This window comes from Streptomyces sp. DH41 (assembly GCF_029813785.1).
In the GTDB taxonomy this organism is placed as follows: domain Bacteria; phylum Actinomycetota; class Actinomycetes; order Streptomycetales; family Streptomycetaceae; genus Streptomyces.
Genome location: NZ_JARVKY010000028.1, coordinates 35070 through 54427, shown reverse-complemented (window position 1 = coordinate 54427; position 19358 = coordinate 35070). Strand labels below are relative to the sequence as shown.

Below are 19358 nucleotides of genomic sequence, written 5' to 3'. Positions count from 1 at the left end.
ACCGTCTCGCGGCCGCCCGCGAGACAGACCCCCGAGCCACTAGGCGAACACGACCGTCCGCCGCCCGTTCAGCAGGATCCGGCGCTCGGCGTGCCACTTCACGGCCCGCGCCAGCGCCTGGCACTCCACGTCCCGCCCCACGGCGACCAGCTGGTCCGGGGTGACGTCGTGGCCGACCCGCTCGACCTCCTGCTCGATGATCGGCCCCTCGTCGAGGTCGGCCGTCACGTAGTGGGCGGTCGCGCCGATCAGCTTCACGCCCCGGGCGTGCGCCTGGTGGTACGGCTTCGCGCCCTTGAAGCTCGGCAGGAAGGAGTGGTGGATGTTGATGATCCGGCCGCTGAGCCGCTTGCACAGGTCGTCCGAGAGGACCTGCATGTAGCGGGCCAGCACGACGAGTTCGACGTCCTCCTCGCGCACGATCTCCAGGACACGCGCCTCGGCCTGGGCCTTGGTGTCCCTCGTCACCGGGATGTGGTGGAAGGGGATGTCGTACGACCCCACCAGCTCGGCGAAATCCGTGTGGTTGGACACCACGGCCGCGATCTCCACCGGCAGCGCGCCGATCCGGGCCCGGAAGAGCAGGTCGTTCAGGCAGTGCCCGAACCTGCTCACCATGAGCACGATGCGCATCTTCTCGTCGGCCCGGTGGATCTGCCAGTCCATGTGGAAGGCGTCACCGATCGCGGCGAAACTGGCCCGCAGCTTGTCCACCGTCACCGGAGCGTCGCCCGAGAAGTGGACGCGCATGAAGAACAGTCCCGTGTCGTGGTCGCCGAACTGCTGGCTGTCCTCGATGTTGCAGCCGGTCATGAACAGGTAGCTCGACACGGCGTGCACGATGCCCTGCTTGTCGGGGCAGGACAGGGTGAGGACGTACTGGTCGGCCGGGGCGGCGGCCCGGGGGACGGCCGCGGAGGACTGCTCGTTCATGCAGGACAGGGTCCCATATCCGGACTCGCTCCCGGCGGGCGTCCCGTCAGGCGGACCGGGTCAGGAGCCGCAGCACCTCGAGCGTGCGCGGTTCCGCCTCCGGGTCGTCGCCGTCACCGGTGGCCAGCCGCACGTGTGCCTCCCGCGCCGCCTGAACCGCCTCCGGCCAGTCCGGGTGGTTCAGGTACGCGTGCACCGGCGCGTCCGGCCCCACCTGGTGCATGATCCGCAGTACGCGCAGCACGGCGCTGTCGACGAGCGCCGCCTCCTGCGCGTCGCGGAAGACCGTGCCCACGTACTTCTCGGCGGACCAGTGGTCCAGCCAGGTGTCCTCCACCAGCCGGTAGACCGCGTCGGTCACGTCGCCGTAGCCGTCCACGCCGGCCAGCCAGACGTCCCGCTGGAAGGCGGGAGCGGAGAGCATGTGCAGCGCGGAGCGCACCTGACTGCGCCAGCGCCACCACGGCATGTCGTTGAGTGGCATACCGCCCATGGTGGAGGAGCGACGGCCGCGACGAGAAGAGTTCTCCGAATCCTGCACGGTCATCGATCGTACGTTCCCCTCAACCCGCGTCTCATCGGCCCCCGCAATTCACCTCCGTGTCACCACACGTTGACCGCAGGTCACTTCCAGGTTAGCCGTGTGACGGAATCGTGCGGGTACATGACCGGCAGGCGACCCACCCGCAGCAGCTTCCTCCGCGGCCTCCGCGGCCGCTCCCGGGCCACCCGCACCGGCGCACTGTCGGCGGGCGCACTGGTGGCGTGTGCGTCGCTCGCCGCCGGCTGCGGGGTCGTCCCCGGGACCACGGGGGGCTCCGGGGACGACTCGATCACCGTCATGACCTGGGCGCCGCAGGACACGGGCGCCACCAACAAACCCGGCATGCCCGCCTTCGCGCAGGCCTACGCCCGCTGGATCAACGCCCAGGGCGGCCTCGGCGGCCGCGAACTCAACGTCCTGACGTGCAACGACCACAACGACAGCGTGGCCGCCGCGAAGTGCGCCCGCCGCGCCGTCAAGGAGGACGTGGTCGCCGTCGTCGGCTCCTACAGCCAGCACGCCGACTCCTTCCTCCCCGTGCTGGAGGGCGCCGGCATTCCGTACATCGGCGGCTACGGCATCACCAACACGGAGTTCACCAGCCCGTTGTCCTACCCGGTGAACGGCGGTCAGCCCGCGCTGCTGGCCGGCCTCGGCAGCACCCTCGCCGACTCCTGCGGGCCCGTCACACTGATCCGCCCCGACACCATCGCGGGTGACCAGTTGGCCGTGCTGCTCGACTCGGGACTGACCTCGGGCGGTCACGAGCGGGCGCACGACCAGCGCGCGGCGGAGGACGCCACCGAGTACGACGGCCAGTCCGGGCGGGCGCTGGAGCGGACGACCACCGACCCGGCGGAGCCGGGGTGCGTGGTGCCCGTCCTCGGGGACCGCACCGGCACCTTCATGGACTCCTTCCGGCGTGCCCGCGAGGACTATCCCGACGTGCGGACCGCGACGGTCCTCGGCAGCGTCGACCAGACCACGATCAACGCGACCGGCGGTGCGTCCGGGCCCTACGAGGGGGCGTACGTCACCGGCTGGTACCCGGCGGCGAGCGACCCGGCCTGGAACGGGATGAAGAAGGTGATCGAGGAGGAGGCGTTCGGCGACAACAGCGTCGACGCGGCGGACGCCGGGGTGCAGACCACCTGGATCGCCTACACCGTCCTCAAGGAGGTCGTCGAGACGCTCGGCGACGGCGAGGTCAGCGCCCACACCGTCACCCGCGCCCTCGACGACGGGCTGACGGTCGGCACGGGCGGGCTCACGCCGCCGCTCCAGTGGAAGTTCCAGGGCAAGCTGGCCTCGGTCGGCTTCCCGCGCCTGGTCAACACCGAGGTCACCCTGCAGGTCGTACGACAGGGCCGCCTGGTCTCGGCCCGCGAGGGCGCCGCCGCCCTGGACACCACGCGCGTCCTGCGGAACACCGAGGTGACCTGAGCGACCCCCCGGTCCGGCCCGGGGCTGCCCGCCCGGGGGCTGCCCGCCCGGCCGGATCATCGCCGGATCACAGCTGGGTCGGCTGGCGTTCCGTCAGGCCGTACTGCTTGGCGATGGCGTTCCAGAGCCCCGCGGCCACGGCCTTCTCCTTGCTCGCCGTGCCGCTCGCCTTGTTGCCGGCCTGGGTCTCACTGGTGCCGCGGGCCTTGCCCTTCTTGCAGCCCTTCTTGCCGGCCGTCTGGTCGGCCCAGGCCGCGTAGTGGTTGTCGGCCGACGCCGAGGCCTGCCACGCCTTGGTGAGGGCGGCGGTCAGCTCGGTGTGCTGGGGCAGCTTGTCCACGGACAGCTGGGAGAGGCTGGTGACCAGCCCGGTGCGCTGCTTGGCGGCCTCGCGCAGGTCCTTGGCCGCCTGCGGCAGCTCCTTGCAGGCCTTCACGTCGGCCACGGCGTTGATCACCGTGGTCCGGCCGGTGCCGCTGTGGGCCAGCAGCTTGTCCAGCTCCACGGCCTGCTGCCGGGCCGGGTCGACGGACGGCGAGGGCGAGGGCGAGGCCGACGCGGACTCGGAGGCCTGAGTCGTGGCGGACACGGTCTGGTTGCCGCCCTTGTCCTCCTCGCCACCCCCGGCCATCATCGCGCCCGCGCCGACACCGACGACGGCGATGCCGACGCCCACGGCCGCGAGGAGCGGCAGACGCGAACCCGTCCGACCACTGCCTCGGCCACCCCGGCCGCCGCCACTGTCGTGCCCCCGCCGTCGGCCACCGCCACCGCCGGGGCCCTGCGGGGTGTACAGGGACGGCTCGCCGGGGTGCGGGGGCTGCGGCTCGTCGAAGCGGGGCATCTGCTGGGTGGACGAGGCCGGGCCGTCCGTGCCCGGCGCGCCGCGGAAGAGGTTGTCGAACTCGGCGGGCGGCTGCCGCCCCTCCTCACCGCCGGGCGCGGCCCCGTACGGGACCGGGGCGGGGCCGCCGGGCACGGGCGCGATGAACTGCGTGGCCTCGGCGTCGGGATGGGGCGCGGCGGGAGCGGCGGGGGCGGGCTGGTGACCGGCCGCGGGCTGGGCGGGGTACTGCGGGGCCCGGCCGAGGAACTGCGTCGACTCGGCGTGCGTCTGGGCGGGTCTCTCCGGAGGCAGCGCGCCCGGACTCACGGGAGGTATGTACTGCGTCACGCCCTCGTCCGCGGATATCCCGACCGGGGGCAGGTACTGGGTGGCGCCCTCACCGACGGGCGGCAGAGCCGCGGACGGCTGAGGCCCGGCCGGCTGAGGCGCGGGCGACTGGTGCGCGGGCGGCTGGGGCTCGGACGCCTGACCGTGGCGCCCGTACTGGCCGTGCCCGCCCTGCTGGCCGTATCCGCCCTGCTGCCCGTATCCGCCCTGCTGCTCGTACCCGCCCCGTTGCGCGTGCTCTCCCTGCTGCTGCCCGTACGACGGCTGCGACCCGTACGTCTGGCCGCCGGCCGGCGCACCGTACGTCTGGCCGCCCGCGGGTGCGCCGTACGCCGGGGCCTGCGCGCCCTCCGGCGGCAAGGGGCCAGGGCCGGCCTGCGGCGGCAGGGCGCCGGACGTCCGGTCCGGGCCGCTCTGCGCGGGCCAGGCCTGCTGAGCGGGCGCGGCGGGCGGCTGGGCGGTCTCCGGGGAGCCCCAGGGCTGGGCGCCGGGCGGCGTGTTCCACTCCTGGTCCGGGGACGGGCCCTGCGGCTGTCCGGGGCCCCACGGCTGGTCCCAGGCCTGGCCGCCGGGCGGCGCCGAGGCGGGCACGGGGCGGCTCGACCGCGGGCCGACGGGTCCGCCTGGCGGACCCGGCAGCAAGGGCTCGCCACCGTCCGAGGGCAGCACGATGCCTTCGTGCGCTTGCCGCGCCGAGGGCTCCTCGCCCTGTCCACTCTGCGTCACCGGGACTCCTACGAATGGGGGACCTTCGGAATCGTCGGCTCACGCTACCGGGTCCCCGGAGCCCACTGCCACGCAGCACCGGACGTCAACTCCTTCCCTGTGACCGCAGTAACAAAACCGGGCCGCGGCACGCTGTTCATGTCCCTTTCCGCTCACCACGCCACAGTTCCCCGCGCGTTCGAGCATTCACGGCCCGTTCGTTCACGCGGCGGCCTGCAGGTCGAGCCGTGCCCCGAACTCCCTCACCACCGCCTCCTGCCCGTACGGTTCCAGCCTCGCCTGGAAGTCCTCCAGGTACTCGGCGCCCCGGTTCGAGCGGAGCGTCTCGAGGAGTTCCACGGCCTTCGTCGCGGTGTTGCAGGCCTGTTCGACCTCGCGCTGCTGCACCTGCGCGGTGGCCAGCAGTACATGGCCGATGGCCCGCCTGCGCGCCCGCGACTCCGGATGCCCGTCCAGGGACTGCCGCGCGTACCGCGCCGCCGCGTCGGCCTGCCCGAGGTCCCGGTGGCAGTGCGCCAACTCGTCCGCGAGGTAGGCCTCGTCGAAGTGCGCGATCCACACCGGGTCGTCCCCGGAGGCCGGATCGGCCGTCTCCATCGCGCCGACCGCCCGCCCGGCCGCCGTATGGGCCGCCCGTACGTCCCCGAGCAGCGCGTGGCCGCGGGCCTCGGCCGCGTGGAACATCGCCTCCGCGCGCGGTGTCACCCGTCCGCGCGCGCCCTCCTGCGCCGCGCGCGCCAACTGCGCAATCTCCCGCGGGTTTCCGAGCTGCGCGGCCAGATGGCTCATGGACGCGGCGAGGACGTAGCCGCCGTAGCCTCGGTCACCGGCCGCCTGCGCGAGCCGGAGCGACTGGATGTAGTACCGCTGGGCCAGGCCCGGTTGTCCGGTGTCGACGGCCATGTATCCGGCCAGTTCCGTCAGTCGGGCGACCGTGGCGAACAACTCCCGTCCGACGGCCTCCCGGTAGGAGCCCGCTAGCAGTCCGGACACGACGCTGTTCAGGTAGTGCACGACCACCGGGCGCACATGCCCGCTGCCGTACTGGTGGTCGAGGTCGACCAGCGCCTGCGTCATCGCCCGCACCGCCGCCACGTCGGACCGGCCCACCCGCGGCCCGGCCGAGCGTGACACCTGCGAGTCGGGGGCGGAAATCAGCCAGTCTCGGCTCGGTTCGACGAGCGCGGACGCGGCGACGGAGGAGCCGGACAGGAAGTCCCGGCGCCCCACGTCGCTGCGCCACAGCTCGCAGACCTGCTCGATGGCTCCCAGTACCGTCGGCGAGAACTGGAGGCCGACGCCCGACGCGAGGTTCTTGCCGTTGGACATGCCGATCTCGTCGATCGTGACCGTGCGGCCGAGCTTGCGTCCGAGCGCCTCGGCGATGATCGCCGGTGCCCGGCCGCGGGGTTGCTGTCCGCGCAGCCAGCGGGCCACGGACGTCTTGTCGTACCGAAGGTCGAGACCGTGCTCGACCCCGCACATGTTGACCCGGCGGGCGAGGCCCGCGTTCGAGCAGCCCGCTTCCTGAATGAGCGCCTGCAGTCGTTCGTTCGGCTGCCGCGCGACGAGAGGCCTTGCGGCCATGGCGTAACCCCCATGCGGTCTCATGCGGTTCGATGCGGTCCCGGCGGACGAGAAGGTCCGGCCGTGAAGATCAATGCCCCGTCGATGTGCCGACAATGCGAGACTTACGAGACTTGCGAGACATACGAAGCTTGCGAGGATTGCCGAGATGGCGGCCGGCGTCGGCCCCAGACGTGGCTACCCAGCTCCCGCCGCGAATCCCCCTGCGCGCCCCCACCCATGCACCCATGCGCCCCGAGTGGGGAATCGATGCTCCTCCCCGCGCGCGCAACCCCCCGTAACCCCCGGTGACCACGGGAGTTGAGATCCACGTGGAAGAGACCATCCCCGGCACCGAAGCCGCACAGATCCCCCAGCAACGCGGCACATCGCTGCTGGAGACCGCCGTACGCTACGCCGAGGAGCGCCACTGGGACGTGTTTCCCGGCACCTGGCTGGAAGCCGCCGACGGGGTGCAGCACTGCTCCTGCGCTGACCCGGTGTGCGCCGCCCCGGGCGCGCACCCGGCGCGCGACGACTGGGCGACGCAGGCGACGGGCAGCGCGACCGTCGCCCGCCGGATGTGGCAGAAGCAGCCGTCGGCGTCGATCCTGCTGCCCACGGGGCGGACGTTCGACGCGATCGACGTGCCCGAGACCGCGGGGTTCCTGGCGCTGGCCCGGATGGAGCGGATGGAGCTGACGCTCGGGCCGGTGACACTGACGCCGGACCGGCGGATGCGGTTCTTCGTGCTGCCGGGGGCCGCGGTGAAGATGCCGGATCTCGTGCGGCGGCTGGGATGGTCGCCGTTGTCCCTCGACCTGGCCGCGCTCGGGGAGGGCACGTACGTGGCCGCGCCTCCCACGCGGTACGGGACGCGGGGGGCGGTGCAGTGGGTGTGCCGGCCCACGGCGGCGAATCGGTGGTTGCCGGACGTGGAGGAGTTGATCTCGGCGTTGGCCTATGCCTGCGGTCGGGATCGTTAGAGCGGCGGGCGGGGAAGGGAGCGGGGGCTGCGGGGACGGTGGGGACGTCCGCCGGGGTCAGCCTTCCCGGAGGCTGTCCAGGAAGGGCTCGATGGCCGCCCGCCAGGCTTCCGGCTGGTCGTAGTGGACGAGGTGGCCGGCGTCGGCGACCTCCGCGTACTGGCCGCGCGGCAGTACGCGGACCATCTCCTGCGCCTCGGCGCGGCCCAGCTCGCCGTCGAGGCCGCGGACGACCAGGGTCGGGCAGCGCACCTGGGCCAGCTCCTCCCAGTGGGCGTCGTGGACCCAGGTCTCGCGGGACCTGAGCATCTGCGCCGGCTCGAAGACCGGCCGCCAGCCGTCCGGGGACTCGGCCATCACCTCGGCGTAGAACTCTCCCCGGGCCGGGTTCGGGCGCTCCACCCACGGATCGTCCTCGCCGAACCACTTGCGTACGTCGGCGAGTGTGGCGAAGGGGACCGGCCAGGCACGGAACCACTCGGTCCAGGTGTGCTGCGAGGCTCCGCCGAGCGCGGAGGCCCGCATGTCGCAGATGATCAGCCCGCGGACCAGGTCGGGGCGTTTGGCGGCGAGCTGCCAGGCGGTCAGCGCGCCCATGGCGTGGCCGATCAGGACGGCCGGGCCGAGCCCGAGCTGCTCCAGGGCGGACTCGACGTCCTCCACGTAGGCCTCCCGGGTATAGGCCGCCCGCGGGGGCTTGTCGCTGCGGCCGTGGCCACGCTGGTCGAGGGCGACGGCCCGGTGCCGGGCCGAGAGCCAGCGGGCGGTGGGGGCCCAGTGCGAGGCGCGGCCCATCAGACCGTGCAGTAACAGCACGCCCGGCAGGCCACCGGCCCCGTACGAGGGGGCCGCACCCCCCGGACCCGTACCGTCCGCAGCCGTGTCGCCCGGAGCCGTGTCGCCCGGAGCCGTGGCGTCCGGGGTCGTCTCGTGCGTCCGGCTGCTCTTGGGAGGGTCGCCGAACTCCCAGGCGGCGAGGCGTACGCCGCCCGCGCCGGTCACGTCGATACGCCGCGCCATAGGTCCTGGCACCCCCAAGCTTCGCTCGGACCGTCCGTCCCTCGCGGGCCGGCCGGTCCTGTGAACCGTGTCCTGCCTGCCGTGCCTTGCCGTCGCGTCCGCGTCCAGCCACCGTGCTCACGTGCTCACGGGCGGTCGACGTCCGCAGAGTATCGAATGCTTATTCGAAAAAGCCGTCCCGGTGAGCAACACCCCTCAATCGAGTGACACCCCTGCGGGATTGATCGCCTCCGGCGAGGGGAGATCTTCATCGGGAGGCGGACCGCTCGGGGAAAACGGTCCGAGGGGATTGACCCTGGGAGCTCGGGGCTCCGGGTCAGTACAGGGGAGGACAGGCCCCGGCGCCACACGGCGCCGGGGCCCTCTCGATCTCTCCGGCACGTCCCTCCCCCTCTCCGACCGGGCGACATCGCTGTCAGGCCACGGCCAAGAGCCCCTTACGTCATATGCCTCACGGCACAGCCTTGCACGCGAAGCGTCCGGGCGCTGCTGTTCGGCTCACTGAATCCCGGAAACGACGGGATCGGCGCGGTGGCGCGAAAACCCTTCGGAGAGACGGCGGGTGAAGACCTCCGGACGCCCGCTCAGCGCTTGGCGACGAACACATGGGAGGCGACGTCCGACTCCAGCTCGGCCGCCTCGCCGCCGCTGCCCACCAGCACGCCGCCCGCCGACTCCGTCACGCTCACCACCGAGCCGGGCTGCACACCCGCCCGGCGCAGCGTGTACATCAGCTGCGCGTCCGTCTGGATCGGCTCGCCGATACGGCGTACGACGACCGTCTTGCCCTCCAGGCCCGGGTCCAGGTCGGCGAGCGACACCATGCCCTCGTCCAGGAACGGGTCGGCGCCGTCCGTCTCGCCCAGCTCCTCCAGGCCCGGGATCGGGTTGCCGTACGGCGACTCGGTCGGGTGCCGCAGCAGCTCCAGCACGCGACGCTCGACGGCCTCGCTCATCACGTGCTCCCAGCGGCACGCCTCGGCGTGCACCTGCTCCCACTCCAGCCCGATCACGTCGACGAGCAGGCACTCCGCGAGCCGGTGCTTGCGCATCACTCGGGTGGCCAGCCGACGGCCCTCCTCGGTCAGCTCCAGATGCCGGTCGGCCGCCACGGACACCAGACCGTCGCGCTCCATCCGCGCCACCGTCTGGCTGACCGTCGGGCCGCTCTGGTCGAGCCGCTCGGCGATCCGGGCGCGCATCGGGACCACACCTTCCTCCTCCAGCTCGAGGATGGTGCGGAGATACATCTCCGTGGTGTCGATCAGTCCGGACATACGTGCCCCTTGATGAGATTGCCGGGAGGCCGACGGCCCACCGGCGCGTGCGCTGGCCCTGCATTCAATTCTGACGCATACCACCGACAACCGTGCCTCGCCGCCCGGACCCGGGCCCGCGCGGCCCGCGAGGCCGTATTGACACCGCACTGGTCCAGACCGCACGGTGATCCGCGACGCAGCCACAGCCGCCACACCGAAGGGGTCCCGCATGAGCGACCGCAAGCCGGCCGGCCAGTTCATCGACGCGGCGATCGACCTCCTGCGACGCGTCCGCGACGAGGAGGCCCACACCGTCGAGGCGGCCGGCACGCTGATCGCCGACACGGTACGGGACGGCGGCCGGCTGTTCGCCTTCGGCGCCGGGCACTCCTCCCTCGCCGCCCAGGACGTCGTCTACCGCGCCGGCGGACTCGCCCTGATGAACCTGCTCGCCGTGCCCGGCGTCGTCGGCGTCGACGTGATGCCGGCCACGCTCGGCTCCGCCCTGGAGCGCGTCGACGGCCTCGCGAGCGCCGTGCTGGACTCCTCGCCGCTCCGCGAGGGCGACACCCTGGTGATCATTTCCCTCTCCGGGCGCAACGCCCTGCCCGTGGAGATGGCCCTGAACGCGCGCGCCCTCGGGGTGCGGGTCATCGGCGTGACCTCCGTGGCGTACGCCTCCGAGACCAAGTCGCGGCACACCTCCGGCACCTTCCTCAAGGACCACTGCGACATCGTGCTGGACTCCAAGATCGCCGTCGGGGACGCGGAGCTCACGCTCGACACCGTCCCGGCGCCCTTCGCGCCCGCCTCCACGGTCGTCACCAGCGCCCTCCTCCAGGCCGTGATGGCCACCGCGGCCGCCGCCCTCGCCGAACGCGGCATCGAACCGCCGCTGCTGCGCTCGGGCAACGTGGACGGCGGCCACGACTGGAACGGGCGCGTGATGGAGCAGTACGGGGACCGGATCTTCTACCGGCGCTGAGCGGACCCGGGGCCGCACTACCGCTTCCCCACCGCGGCGGCCAGATCCAGCGCCGCCGCGATGTGGGCCGCAACGTCCTGCGCGTACATCGCGTCGGACCGCTCGAACGCGCTGCGCCCCGAGCCCCGCAGGAACGTCACGACGCCCAGCGTCCGGCCCCGGCCGCGCAGCACCGCGCACAGGCCGTGCACCGTGTCCGCCGGCCACTGCCGGGCCTCGGCCCAGTCACGCACCTGCTCGGCCGACACCGCCCGGACACCGGCGCTGGCCCGCACCGAGCCCACCCGTTCCACGCACTGCACCGCCGGATGCCCCTCGCCGTAGCGCACCGGCATCCCGGCCGTCCCGGCCGGCAGGCTCGGCCCCGGCGCGCCGGACGGCGTGGCCGCGACCCGGAACAGCCGGACCGGCTCCGCCGCGTCGGTGTCCGCCGCCGCCCCGCCCACGACCCGGTCGATCAGGGCGTGGTCGGCGAACCCGGCGAGCGCGAAGTCCAGGTGGACGACGGCCGCCTCCGCCGGGTCCTCGCACTCGGCCGCCGCACGCGCCGCCCGGTGCAGCTGGTTGGCCCGGAACCGCAGCAGCGCCGCCTCCTGCTCGCCCTGCTTCGACTCCGTGATGTCCTGGAAGAGCCAGCCGACGCCCAACGGCACCGGCTCCTCCGCGAGCGGCGACGCCAGCCGCACGAACCCGCTGCGCCAGCACCGGCGCCGCTCGCCCTCCGGGGTCCGCACACTCACCCACACCTCGGCGGGCGCGGGCGGCGTTCCCTCCGCCAGGACGTGCGTCAGCGCGTTCTCCAGTTCCTCGACGCCCTGGGCGAGCAGATCACCGAGCGGCCGGCCCAGTACGGCCGTACGCCCGGCGCCCAGCGCTCGCGCCGCGTGGGCGTTCACCACGGCGGGCCGCAGATCCGCGTCCACCAGCACGACGCCCCAGCTCGCGTCCTCCAGCAGCGCCTCGCTCAGCGCGATGGACCGCTCCAGGTCGATCTGCGCGTGCACCTCGCTGAACGCGCAGTACACGCCCGCGGGTCTGCCGTCGGGACCGCGCACGGCCGCGGACTGGGTGCGCACCAGCACCCGTCCGCCGTCCTTGGTCAGCAGCGCGAACTCGTGCACCTGACGCCCCGGGGCCCGCATCGCGGACAGCAGCCGCTCCTCGACCTCCCCGGCGTCCGCCCGGCGCACGGCCCACCCGGCGAAGCCCTGCCGCCCCACGGCCTCGGCCGCGCTCCAGCCCAGGACGCGCTCCGCCTCACGGTTCCAGTGCGTGACGACACCGTCCCCGTCGAACGCGCACAGGGCGGCGTCCATACCGTCGAGGAGCGCGGCCAACAGGTCCGCGCCGTCCCGCTCGGGCTGTTCCGGCTCGTCCGGCCCCAGCTCGTCGGTGGTCCCACTACGCCGGGAAGCACTCACCTGGACCCCCTGCAGGCTGCGTCCGCCGTACGGTACGCCGGTTCGCTCACTGGCCTTCATTCAACTCGAACGTGATGCAGCACACACCGAGTTCCCACAAGATTGCGGAAATCGTTGTACCGCGGAAACTCGGCATACGCCCCCGTCATGAGGGGTGCCGCCGCTCCCCCTCATGGTTCCACGCGGTCGGAGGCCGACCCCGGAAAAAAAGGGGTTGAACGATGCCGGGCGGCTTCCTAGTGTGGTTCTCACTTCAGAAGGGAGGTGGTTCGGCAGATGTATGCATACCGGACGGAAGAGGTGGCTGCGGGCTAGCGGCCCGTCACCACATCCTGTGCGGTGCCGGACCAGTGCGTGTGAGACGCGTGCAGCCGGCCCAATCCCAGGCAGTCACCCGACCCGCGAGTCGCCGGTACGTCCGGCCGGCTCCTCCACTGGAGGAACCCGACTCGCGGGTCGTCTGCGTTCCGCGACCGTGCGTGACGGTCAGTTCGCGATGTCGGCGTAGCCCTCGATCTCGCGCGGGTCGCGGGAGCCGGGGCCCACGTAGCGGGCGGAGGGGCGGACCAGGCGGCCGGTGCGCTTCTGTTCGAGGATGTGGGCCGACCAGCCGGCCGTGCGGGCGCAGGTGAACATCGAGGTGAACATGTGGGCCGGGACCTCGGCGAAGTCCAGCATGATGGCGGCCCAGAACTCGACGTTGGTGGCCAGGACGCGGTCGGGGCGGCGGGCGTGGAGTTCCGCCAGGGCGGCCTTCTCCAGGGCTTCGGCGACCTCGTAGCGGGGTGCGCCCAGTTCGCGGGCGGTGCGGCGCAGGACGCGGGCGCGGGGGTCCTCCGCGCGGTAGACGCGGTGGCCGAAGCCCATGAGGCGTTCACCCGCGTCTAGGGTCTTCCTGACGTAGGCCTCGGCGTCGCCGGTGCGCTCGATCTCCTCGATCATGTGCAGGACGCGGGAGGGGGCGCCGCCGTGCAGCGGGCCGGACATGGCGCCGACGGCGCCGGAGAGGGCCGCGGCCACGTCGGCGCCGGTGGAGGCGATGACGCGGGCGGTGAAGGTGGACGCGTTCATGCCGTGTTCGGCGGCCGAGGTCCAGTAGGCGTCGACCGCGGCGACGTGCTTGGGGTCGGGCTCGCCGCGCCAGCGGATCATGAAGCGTTCGGTGATCGAGTTCGCCTTGTCGATCTCGCGCTGCGGGACCATGGGCCGGCCCTGGCCGCGGGCCGACTGGGCGACGTAGGACAGGGCCATGACGGCGGCGCGGGCGAGGTCGGCGCGGGCCTGCTCGGCGTCGATGTCCAGGAGCGGTTCGAGACCCCAGACCGGTGCGAGCATGGCGAGCGCCGACTGCACGTCGACGCGGATGTCGCCGGAGTGGACGGGGATGGGGAAGGGCTCCGCGGGCGGCAGGCCGGGGTTGAAGGCGCCGTCGACGAGCAGGCCCCAGACATTGCCGAAGGACACGTGCCCGACGAGGTCCTCGATGTCCACGCCTCGGTAGCGGAGGGCGCCGCCCTCCTTGTCGGGTTCGGCGATCTCCGTTTCGAACGCGATGACTCCCTCGAGCCCGGGTACGAAGTCGGACATCAGGCGGCTCCTCGTGATCGTGATGTGTGGCGACCTGTGCGAAGGCGGTGCGGCGCCCCCGGGACCCTTCGAGTCCCTTGGATCCACGGTCGTGTCGTCGACTCGCGGTCCTGGCGGTCACCCCTGTGATGCCCCGTTCGGCCGACGGTCATCCAACCGGACCGGCAGCAAGCACGATATCCCTGAGTGCCACGTTTGGGGAGTGGTCGCGGCACTCAGTGCCACTGCGTGACGAAGGACACGGAGGGATCGGCGCGGATACGGCAGGATGGCCGCGTGACCGACCGTGATGCCGTTCCGTCCGGGCCCGCCGTCCCCTTCGATCTCGCCTCGATGCGCAAGCAGTACCGGGCCGAGGGGCTCTCGGAGGCCGAGCTCCCCGCCACTCCGGTCGAGCAGTTCGCCCGCTGGTTCAAACAGGCCGCGACGGAGGGCGGGCTGTTCGAGCCGAACGCCGTGGTCGTCTCCACGGCGGACGCGCGGGGCCGGCCCAGCTCCCGCACGGTGCTGCTGAAGCACTTCGACGAGCGGGGGTTCGTCTTCTACACCAACTACGACTCCCGCAAGGCGCGCGAGCTGGGCGAGAACCCGCACGTCTCGCTGCTGTTCCCCTGGCATCCGATGGCCCGGCAGGTGATCGTGACGGGCGTCGCGCGGCGTACCGGGCGGGACGAGACCGCCGCGTACTTCCGGACCCGGCCGCACGGCTCCCAGCTGGGTGCCTGGGCCAGCGCCCAGTCCTCGGTGGTGGCCGGCCGGAGCGCCCTGGACGCCGCGTACGCCGAGCTGGCGGCGCGCTATCCGGAGGGCGAGCAGGTGCCGGCGCCGCCGCACTGGGGCGGCTTCCGGGTGGTGCCGCGGGAGGTGGAGTTCTGGCAGGGCCGGGAGAACCGGCTGCACGACCGGCTGCGGTACGTGGCGGACGCGGACGGGGGCTGGCGGGTGGAGCGGCTCAGTCCGTGAACTCCGTCGACGGCGTCACCGCGGACGCCGGTTCGCCGGAGCCCAGGCCTCGGTCCAGCGCTCCGTCCAGCAGCCGTGCCCACTGCTCGACCACCCGTTCGCGGCGGTCCCCGTCGTCCGTGAGGAGGTTGGCGAGGCCCAGGCCGCGGGCCATGTCCAGGAAGCCCTGGACGGTTTCGCGGGCGCCGGGGCGACTCTCGTCGGCGCCGAGGAGGTCGACGGCGATGCGGTGCGTCTCGCGGCCGACGCGGGCCTCCAGCTCGGTGACCCGGCCGCGCAGCTGCTCCTCGTCGGACGCCGCCACCCACAGGTGGAGGGCGGCGCGGAACAGCGGGCCGGTGTAGAGGTCGACCAGGGCGGACACCACGGCCCGGCGGTCGCCGGCCGCCGCGCCCTCGGGGAACAGGGCGCGCAGCGCGCCGGATCGTTCCTCCGCCACGTACTCCACGGCCGCCGTGAAGAGGTCCTCGCGGGTCGGGAAGTGGTGCTGGGCGGCGCCGCGGGAGACTCCGGCGTGTTCGGCGACGACGGAGACCGTGGAGCCCGCCCAGCCGCGTTCGGCGAGGCAGGACACGGCGGCTTCGAGGAGCCGTCGCCGGGTGGCCCGGCTGCGGTCCTGCTTGGGAACGCGCTCCGCGCGGTCGGCCGTGTTCACGGCGCCGCTCACACCACCCATGGAGGATCCCGTCGTTCGAGGAAGGCCGTCATCCCCTCGCGGGCCTGCGGGGAGGCGAACAGCCGGGCCGAGAGCGCCGTCAGGTCGGCCGCGTCCCGGTCGAAGGCCTCCAGCACCCTAGCCGTGAGCAGCCGTTTCGTCTCGGCCAGAGCCTGTGGTGAGGCGCGCCGCACACCGTCCAGTACGGGTTCGAGTACGGCGTCCACGTCGTCGCCCGCCGCCGTGACCAGGCCGATCCGGGCGGCCTCGGCGGCGTCGAAGCGCTCGCCGGTGAGGTAGTAGCGGGCGAGGGCACGGGGGTCGGTGCGGGGCAGGAGGGGCAGGGCGATGACGGCGGGGGCCACGCCGATGCGGACCTCGGTGAAGGCGAACGTCGACGCGGTGGACGCGCCCGCGATGTCGCAGGCGGCGAGCAGGCCGAGGCCGCCCGCGCGGACGTGCCCGGCGACGCGGGCGACGACCGGTTTCGGCAGCTCGGCGATCTGCCGGAGCAGGCCGACGAGGGCGTCCGGGCCGGGCGGGTCGCGCAGGTCGGCGCCGGCGCTGAAGGTGTTGCCGGTGTGGGTGAGGAGGACCGCGCGGACGCCGGTGTCGCGACCGGCGTCGGCGAGGGCGGTGGCCAGGTCGCCGACGAGGGCGGCCGAGAGGGCGTTGCGGTTGTGCGGGGAGTCGAGGGTGAGGGTCTCGACGCCCCGCGCACGCGTGCGGCCGATCAAGGGCGCTTCCCCGGTCACGGGCGCTCCCCCGGTCGCGGATGCTTCCCCGGTCACGGGCGCTCCCCGGTCACGGATGCTTCCCCGGTCACGGGCGCTCCCCGGTCACGGATGCTTCCCCGGTCACGAGTGCTTCCCCGGTCGCAGGCGCTTCCCCGGGCACACCGTCGACGGGGGGTGACCCGGCGGACGGTCGTGGAGGGGCAGGTCGGCGGGCGGAACGTCTGGGTACTCGCTGCGGAACACGGTTCCTCCGGGACGGCCGGGAAGGGCTAGTACGACTTGGGCAGGCCCAGGGTCTGGTGGGAGACGTAGTTGAGGATCATCTCCCGGCTCACCGGGGCGATACGGGCCACGCGCGACGCCGTGATCAGCGAGGCCAGTCCGAACTCACGGGTGAGTCCGTTGCCGCCGAGGGTGTGCACGGCCTGGTCGACGGCCTTCACGCAGGCCTCCCCCGCCGCGTACTTGGCCATGTTGGCGGCCTCACCGGCGCCCATGTCGTCCCCGGCGTCGTACAGATGCGCCGCCTTCTGCGTCATCAGGCGGGCCAGTTCGAGGTCGATGTGGGCCTGGGCGAGGGGGTGGGCGATGGCCTGGTGGGCGCCGATGGGGGTCTTCCAGACGGTGCGCTCGCGGGCGTAGTCGAGGGCGCGGGTGAGCGCGTAGCGGCCCATGCCGATACCGAAGGCCGCCGTCATGATCCGCTCGGGGTTGAGGCCGGCGAAGAGCTGGAGGAGACCCGCGTCCTCGTCGCCCACCAGGGCGTCGGCGGGCAGCCGTACGTCGTCGAGGGTCAGCTCGAACTGCTTCTCGGCGGCGTTCAGTTCCATGTCGATCCGACGGCGCTCGAAGCCGGGGGTGTCGCGGGGGACGATGAACAGGCAGGGCTTGAGCTTGCCGGGGCGACCCTCTTTGGTGGGCACGGTCTCCATGCGGCCGACGACGAGGGTGGCGTCGGAGATGTCGACGCCGCTGATGAAGACCTTGCGGCCGGTGAGGATCCAGTCGCCGCCGTCGCGGCGGGCGGTCGTGGTGATGCGGTGGCTGTTGGAACCGGCGTCGGGTTCGGTGATGCCGAAGGACATCATGCGGGTGCCGTCGGCGAGGGTGGGGAGCCAGTCCTGTTTCTGGGCCTCGGTGCCGAAGCGGGCGAGGACGGTGCCGCAGATCGCCGGGGAGACGATCATCATCAGCAGGGGGTTGCCGGCGGCGCCCATCTCTTCGAGGACGAGGGAGAGTTCGGTGATTCCGCCGCCGCCACCGCCGTATTCCTCCGGCAGGTTGACGCCGATGTAGCCGAGCTTGGCGGCTTCCCGCCAGAAGTGTTCGTTGTCGGCGCCGAGGGTGCGGGGGTGGTTCCTGGCGAAGGTGGATACCGCTTCGCGGAGGGACTTGTGCTCGTCGGATTCGATGAGGGTGGTCACTGTGCTCCTTCGGGCTGCGGGTTTCGTCGTGACTGGTCGCGCCCACGCGGCCAAGCCGCATGTTCGATGCGGCCCCGCGCCCCTACTCGGCGTCTCCCTCCACTACGGCCAAGAGGGCGCCGACCTCCACTTGCCTGCCCGGTTCGGCGTTGAGGGAGGCCAGCGTGCCGGTGACCGGGGCGGTGATCCGGTGTTCCATCTTCATCGCCTCCAGCCACAGGAGGGGCTGGCCGGCCTGGACGGTCACCCCCTCCGTCAGGCCCTCCGCGACGCGGACGACCGTGCCGGGCATGGGGGCGAGGAGGGAGCCGGGGGCGTGCTGGGTGGCGGGGTCGGGGAAGCGGGGCAGGGCGGTGAGGCGGGTGCTGCCCACGTGGACCTGGTCGCCGTAGCGGGCGACCTCGTAGCGGCGCTGTACGCCGTCGGATTCGAGGACGACGAGGCGGGCGTCGGCGTGGACGACGCGTACGCCGTCGGCGGCGGGGCCGGTACGGGTGTGGTGGTAGCGGACCTCGTGCTCCTCGCCCGCCACGGCGTACCGCTTGAGCTGGGGCTGTGACGGGACGTTCCGCCAGCCGCCGCCGAACCGGGAGCGGCCGTGGGCGTCGGCGAGGGCGGCGGCCAGGGGCGCGAGGGGGTCCGGGGCCGGTGACGTCAGGCCGGCCAGGTGGCGGTCGTAGAAGCCGGTGTCCATGCGGGCGGACGTGAACTCCTCGTGCCGCAGGGAGCGCACGAGGAGGTCCCGGTTGGTGACCGGGCCGTGGATCGCGGCCCGTTCCAGGGCGCCGGCGAGGCGGCGGACGGCCTCGGCGCGGGTGGGTGCGTGGGCGACGGCCTTGGCGAGCATCGGGTCGTAGTGGACGCCGATGTCGTCGCCGTCGGTGCAGCCGGTGTCGAGGCGGATGCCGTCGGGGACGGTGAGGCGGTGCAGGCGGCCGGTCTGCGGGGCCCAGCCGTTCGCGGGGTCCTCGGCGTACAGGCGGGCCTCGACGGCGTGGCCACGCGCGGGCGGTGGGTCGGTTTCCAGGGCGTGGCCTTCGGCGATACGGAGCTGGAGGGCGACGAGGTCGACGCCGAAGACCGCCTCCGTGACGGGGTGTTCGACCTGGAGGCGGGTGTTCATCTCCAGGAAGTGCGCCTTGCCGTCCGCGACGAGGAACTCGACGGTCCCGGCGCCGGCGTAGTCGACGGCGCGGGCGGCGCGGACCGCCCGCTCGTACAGGTCCTGTGTGAGTGATGCGCTCAGGCCCGGTGCGGGGGCCTCCTCGATCACCTTCTGGTGGCGGCGCTGGAGGGAGCAGTCGCGGGTGCCGAGCGCCCATACCGTGCCGTGGGTGTCGGCGAGGATCTGCACCTCGACGTGCCGGCCGTTCTCGACGTAGGGCTCCACGAACACCTCGCCGTCGCCGAAGGCGCTCGCCGCCTCCGCGCGGGCGGCGGCCAGTTCGGCGTCGAGGTCGGCGAGGCGCCGTACGACGCGCATGCCGCGTCCGCCGCCGCCCGCCGCCGCCTTCACCAGCACCGGCAGGTCCGCCTCGGTGACCCGGCCGAGGGGCGCGACGCCCATCAGTTCCTTGGCGCGCGTCTTGGACGCCATCGCCTCGATGGCCTCGGGGGGCGGTCCGATCCAGGTCAGGCCCGCGTCGGTGACGGCGCGGGCGAAGCCGGCGTTCTCGGAGAGGAATCCGTAGCCGGGGTGGACGGCGTCGGCGCCGGCGGCGACAGCGGCCTTCACGATCAGGTCGCCGCGCAGGTAGGTGTCGGCGGAGGCGGTGCCCGGCAGTCGTACGGCCGCGTCGGCCACGCGCGTGTGGAGGGCGTTCTCGTCGGCGTCCGAGTGCACGGCGACGGTCCGGATTCCCGACTCACGGCAGGTGCGGAAGATCCGGCAGGCGATCTCGCCCCGGTTGGCGACGAGTACGGATGTGATCACTG

At 73.0% G+C, this 19358-nt stretch carries 16 protein-coding genes; 4 read left to right on the top strand and 12 right to left on the bottom strand.

Annotation, left to right across the window (positions count from 1 at the left end; translation table 11 throughout):
* Positions 1-39: 39 nt before the first annotated feature.
* Complete coding sequence (purU, locus tag QC283_RS33420) at positions 40-933, bottom strand: formyltetrahydrofolate deformylase (RefSeq protein WP_279565505.1); 894 nt, start codon at positions 931-933, stop codon at positions 40-42.
* 46 nt (positions 934-979) lie between these two features.
* Positions 980-1480, bottom strand: coding sequence for an SCO4402 family protein (locus tag QC283_RS33415; protein WP_279565504.1), 501 nt, complete (start codon positions 1478-1480; stop codon positions 980-982).
* A 117-nt stretch (positions 1481-1597) separates the two neighbouring features.
* On the opposite strand from QC283_RS33415, the gene QC283_RS33410 reads away from it, so the two are divergent.
* Positions 1598-2920, top strand: coding sequence for an ABC transporter substrate-binding protein (locus tag QC283_RS33410; protein ID WP_279565503.1), 1323 nt, complete (start codon positions 1598-1600; stop codon positions 2918-2920).
* A gap of 67 nt (positions 2921-2987) precedes the next feature.
* Here QC283_RS33410 and QC283_RS33405 read toward each other — a convergent pair whose 3' ends face one another.
* Both QC283_RS33405 and QC283_RS33400 read right to left on the bottom strand, forming a co-directional pair.
* Positions 2988-4820, bottom strand: coding sequence for a hypothetical protein (locus QC283_RS33405; protein WP_279565502.1), 1833 nt, complete (start codon positions 4818-4820; stop codon positions 2988-2990).
* A 201-nt stretch (positions 4821-5021) separates the two neighbouring features.
* Entirely contained in the window at positions 5022-6407 is a 1386-nt protein-coding gene (locus QC283_RS33400; protein ID WP_279565501.1) for a transcriptional regulator, read from the bottom strand.
* 311 nt (positions 6408-6718) lie between these two features.
* On the opposite strand from QC283_RS33400, the gene QC283_RS33395 reads away from it, so the two are divergent.
* Positions 6719-7372, top strand: coding sequence for a bifunctional DNA primase/polymerase (locus QC283_RS33395; RefSeq protein ID WP_279565500.1), 654 nt, complete (start codon positions 6719-6721; stop codon positions 7370-7372).
* A gap of 57 nt (positions 7373-7429) precedes the next feature.
* On the opposite strand, the gene QC283_RS33390 is transcribed toward QC283_RS33395, so the two are convergent.
* Both QC283_RS33390 and QC283_RS33385 read right to left on the bottom strand, forming a co-directional pair.
* Positions 7430-8392: an alpha/beta fold hydrolase gene (locus QC283_RS33390; protein WP_279565499.1), complete on the bottom strand. Its 963-nt coding sequence runs from the start codon at positions 8390-8392 to the stop codon at positions 7430-7432.
* A 584-nt stretch (positions 8393-8976) separates the two neighbouring features.
* On the bottom strand, positions 8977-9669 hold the full coding sequence (locus tag QC283_RS33385; protein ID WP_279565498.1) for a metal-dependent transcriptional regulator: 693 nt from the start codon (positions 9667-9669) through the stop codon (positions 8977-8979).
* Positions 9670-9880: 211 nt separating this feature from the next.
* Between QC283_RS33385 and QC283_RS33380 the strand changes: the two genes are divergently transcribed.
* Positions 9881-10636 carry an SIS domain-containing protein gene (locus QC283_RS33380; protein WP_279565497.1) on the top strand — a complete coding sequence of 252 codons (756 nt, stop codon included), beginning with the start codon at positions 9881-9883 and terminating at the stop codon, positions 10634-10636.
* A 17-nt stretch (positions 10637-10653) separates the two neighbouring features.
* Here QC283_RS33380 and QC283_RS33375 read toward each other — a convergent pair whose 3' ends face one another.
* On the bottom strand, positions 10654-12057 hold the full coding sequence (locus QC283_RS33375; RefSeq protein ID WP_279565496.1) for a PAS domain-containing protein: 1404 nt from the start codon (positions 12055-12057) through the stop codon (positions 10654-10656).
* A gap of 486 nt (positions 12058-12543) precedes the next feature.
* Positions 12544-13644: a citrate synthase 2 gene (locus tag QC283_RS33370; protein ID WP_279565495.1), complete on the bottom strand. Its 1101-nt coding sequence runs from the start codon at positions 13642-13644 to the stop codon at positions 12544-12546.
* A gap of 276 nt (positions 13645-13920) precedes the next feature.
* On the opposite strand from QC283_RS33370, the gene pdxH reads away from it, so the two are divergent.
* Entirely contained in the window at positions 13921-14607 is a 687-nt protein-coding gene (pdxH, locus tag QC283_RS33365) for a pyridoxamine 5'-phosphate oxidase (protein WP_279565494.1), read from the top strand.
* On the opposite strand, the gene QC283_RS33360 is transcribed toward pdxH, so the two are convergent.
* From QC283_RS33360 to QC283_RS33345, 4 genes are all read right to left on the bottom strand, one after another.
* Entirely contained in the window at positions 14597-15283 is a 687-nt protein-coding gene (locus QC283_RS33360; RefSeq protein WP_279565493.1) for a TetR/AcrR family transcriptional regulator, read from the bottom strand. The genes pdxH and QC283_RS33360 overlap by 11 nt on opposite strands.
* Complete coding sequence (locus QC283_RS33355; RefSeq protein WP_279565492.1) at positions 15271-16017, bottom strand: enoyl-CoA hydratase family protein; 747 nt, start codon at positions 16015-16017, stop codon at positions 15271-15273. The genes QC283_RS33360 and QC283_RS33355 overlap by 13 nt, the downstream gene beginning before the upstream one ends.
* A gap of 251 nt (positions 16018-16268) precedes the next feature.
* Positions 16269-17423 carry an acyl-CoA dehydrogenase family protein gene (locus QC283_RS33350; protein ID WP_279565491.1) on the bottom strand — a complete coding sequence of 385 codons (1155 nt, stop codon included), beginning with the start codon at positions 17421-17423 and terminating at the stop codon, positions 16269-16271.
* Positions 17424-17505: 82 nt separating this feature from the next.
* On the bottom strand, positions 17506-19356 hold the full coding sequence (locus QC283_RS33345; protein WP_279565490.1) for an acetyl/propionyl/methylcrotonyl-CoA carboxylase subunit alpha: 1851 nt from the start codon (positions 19354-19356) through the stop codon (positions 17506-17508).
* Positions 19357-19358: the final 2 nt, after the last annotated feature.

Excerpts from the sequence above, each read along its gene's own strand:
- purU (WP_279565505.1), bottom strand. The coding sequence starts at position 933 with ATGAACGAGCAGTCCTCCGCGGCCGTCCCCCGGGCCGCCGCCCCGGCC.
- QC283_RS33415 (WP_279565504.1), bottom strand. The coding sequence starts at position 1,480 with ATGACCGTGCAGGATTCGGAGAACTCTTCTCGTCGCGGCCGTCGCTCC.
- QC283_RS33410 (WP_279565503.1), top strand. The coding sequence starts at position 1,598 with ATGACCGGCAGGCGACCCACCCGCAGCAGCTTCCTCCGCGGCCTCCGC.
- QC283_RS33400 (WP_279565501.1), bottom strand. The coding sequence starts at position 6,407 with ATGGCCGCAAGGCCTCTCGTCGCGCGGCAGCCGAACGAACGACTGCAG.
- QC283_RS33390 (WP_279565499.1), bottom strand. The coding sequence starts at position 8,392 with ATGGCGCGGCGTATCGACGTGACCGGCGCGGGCGGCGTACGCCTCGCC.
- QC283_RS33385 (WP_279565498.1), bottom strand. The coding sequence starts at position 9,669 with ATGTCCGGACTGATCGACACCACGGAGATGTATCTCCGCACCATCCTC.
- QC283_RS33380 (WP_279565497.1), top strand. The coding sequence starts at position 9,881 with ATGAGCGACCGCAAGCCGGCCGGCCAGTTCATCGACGCGGCGATCGAC.
- QC283_RS33370 (WP_279565495.1), bottom strand. The coding sequence starts at position 13,644 with ATGTCCGACTTCGTACCCGGGCTCGAGGGAGTCATCGCGTTCGAAACG.
- QC283_RS33360 (WP_279565493.1), bottom strand. The coding sequence starts at position 15,283 with ATGGGTGGTGTGAGCGGCGCCGTGAACACGGCCGACCGCGCGGAGCGC.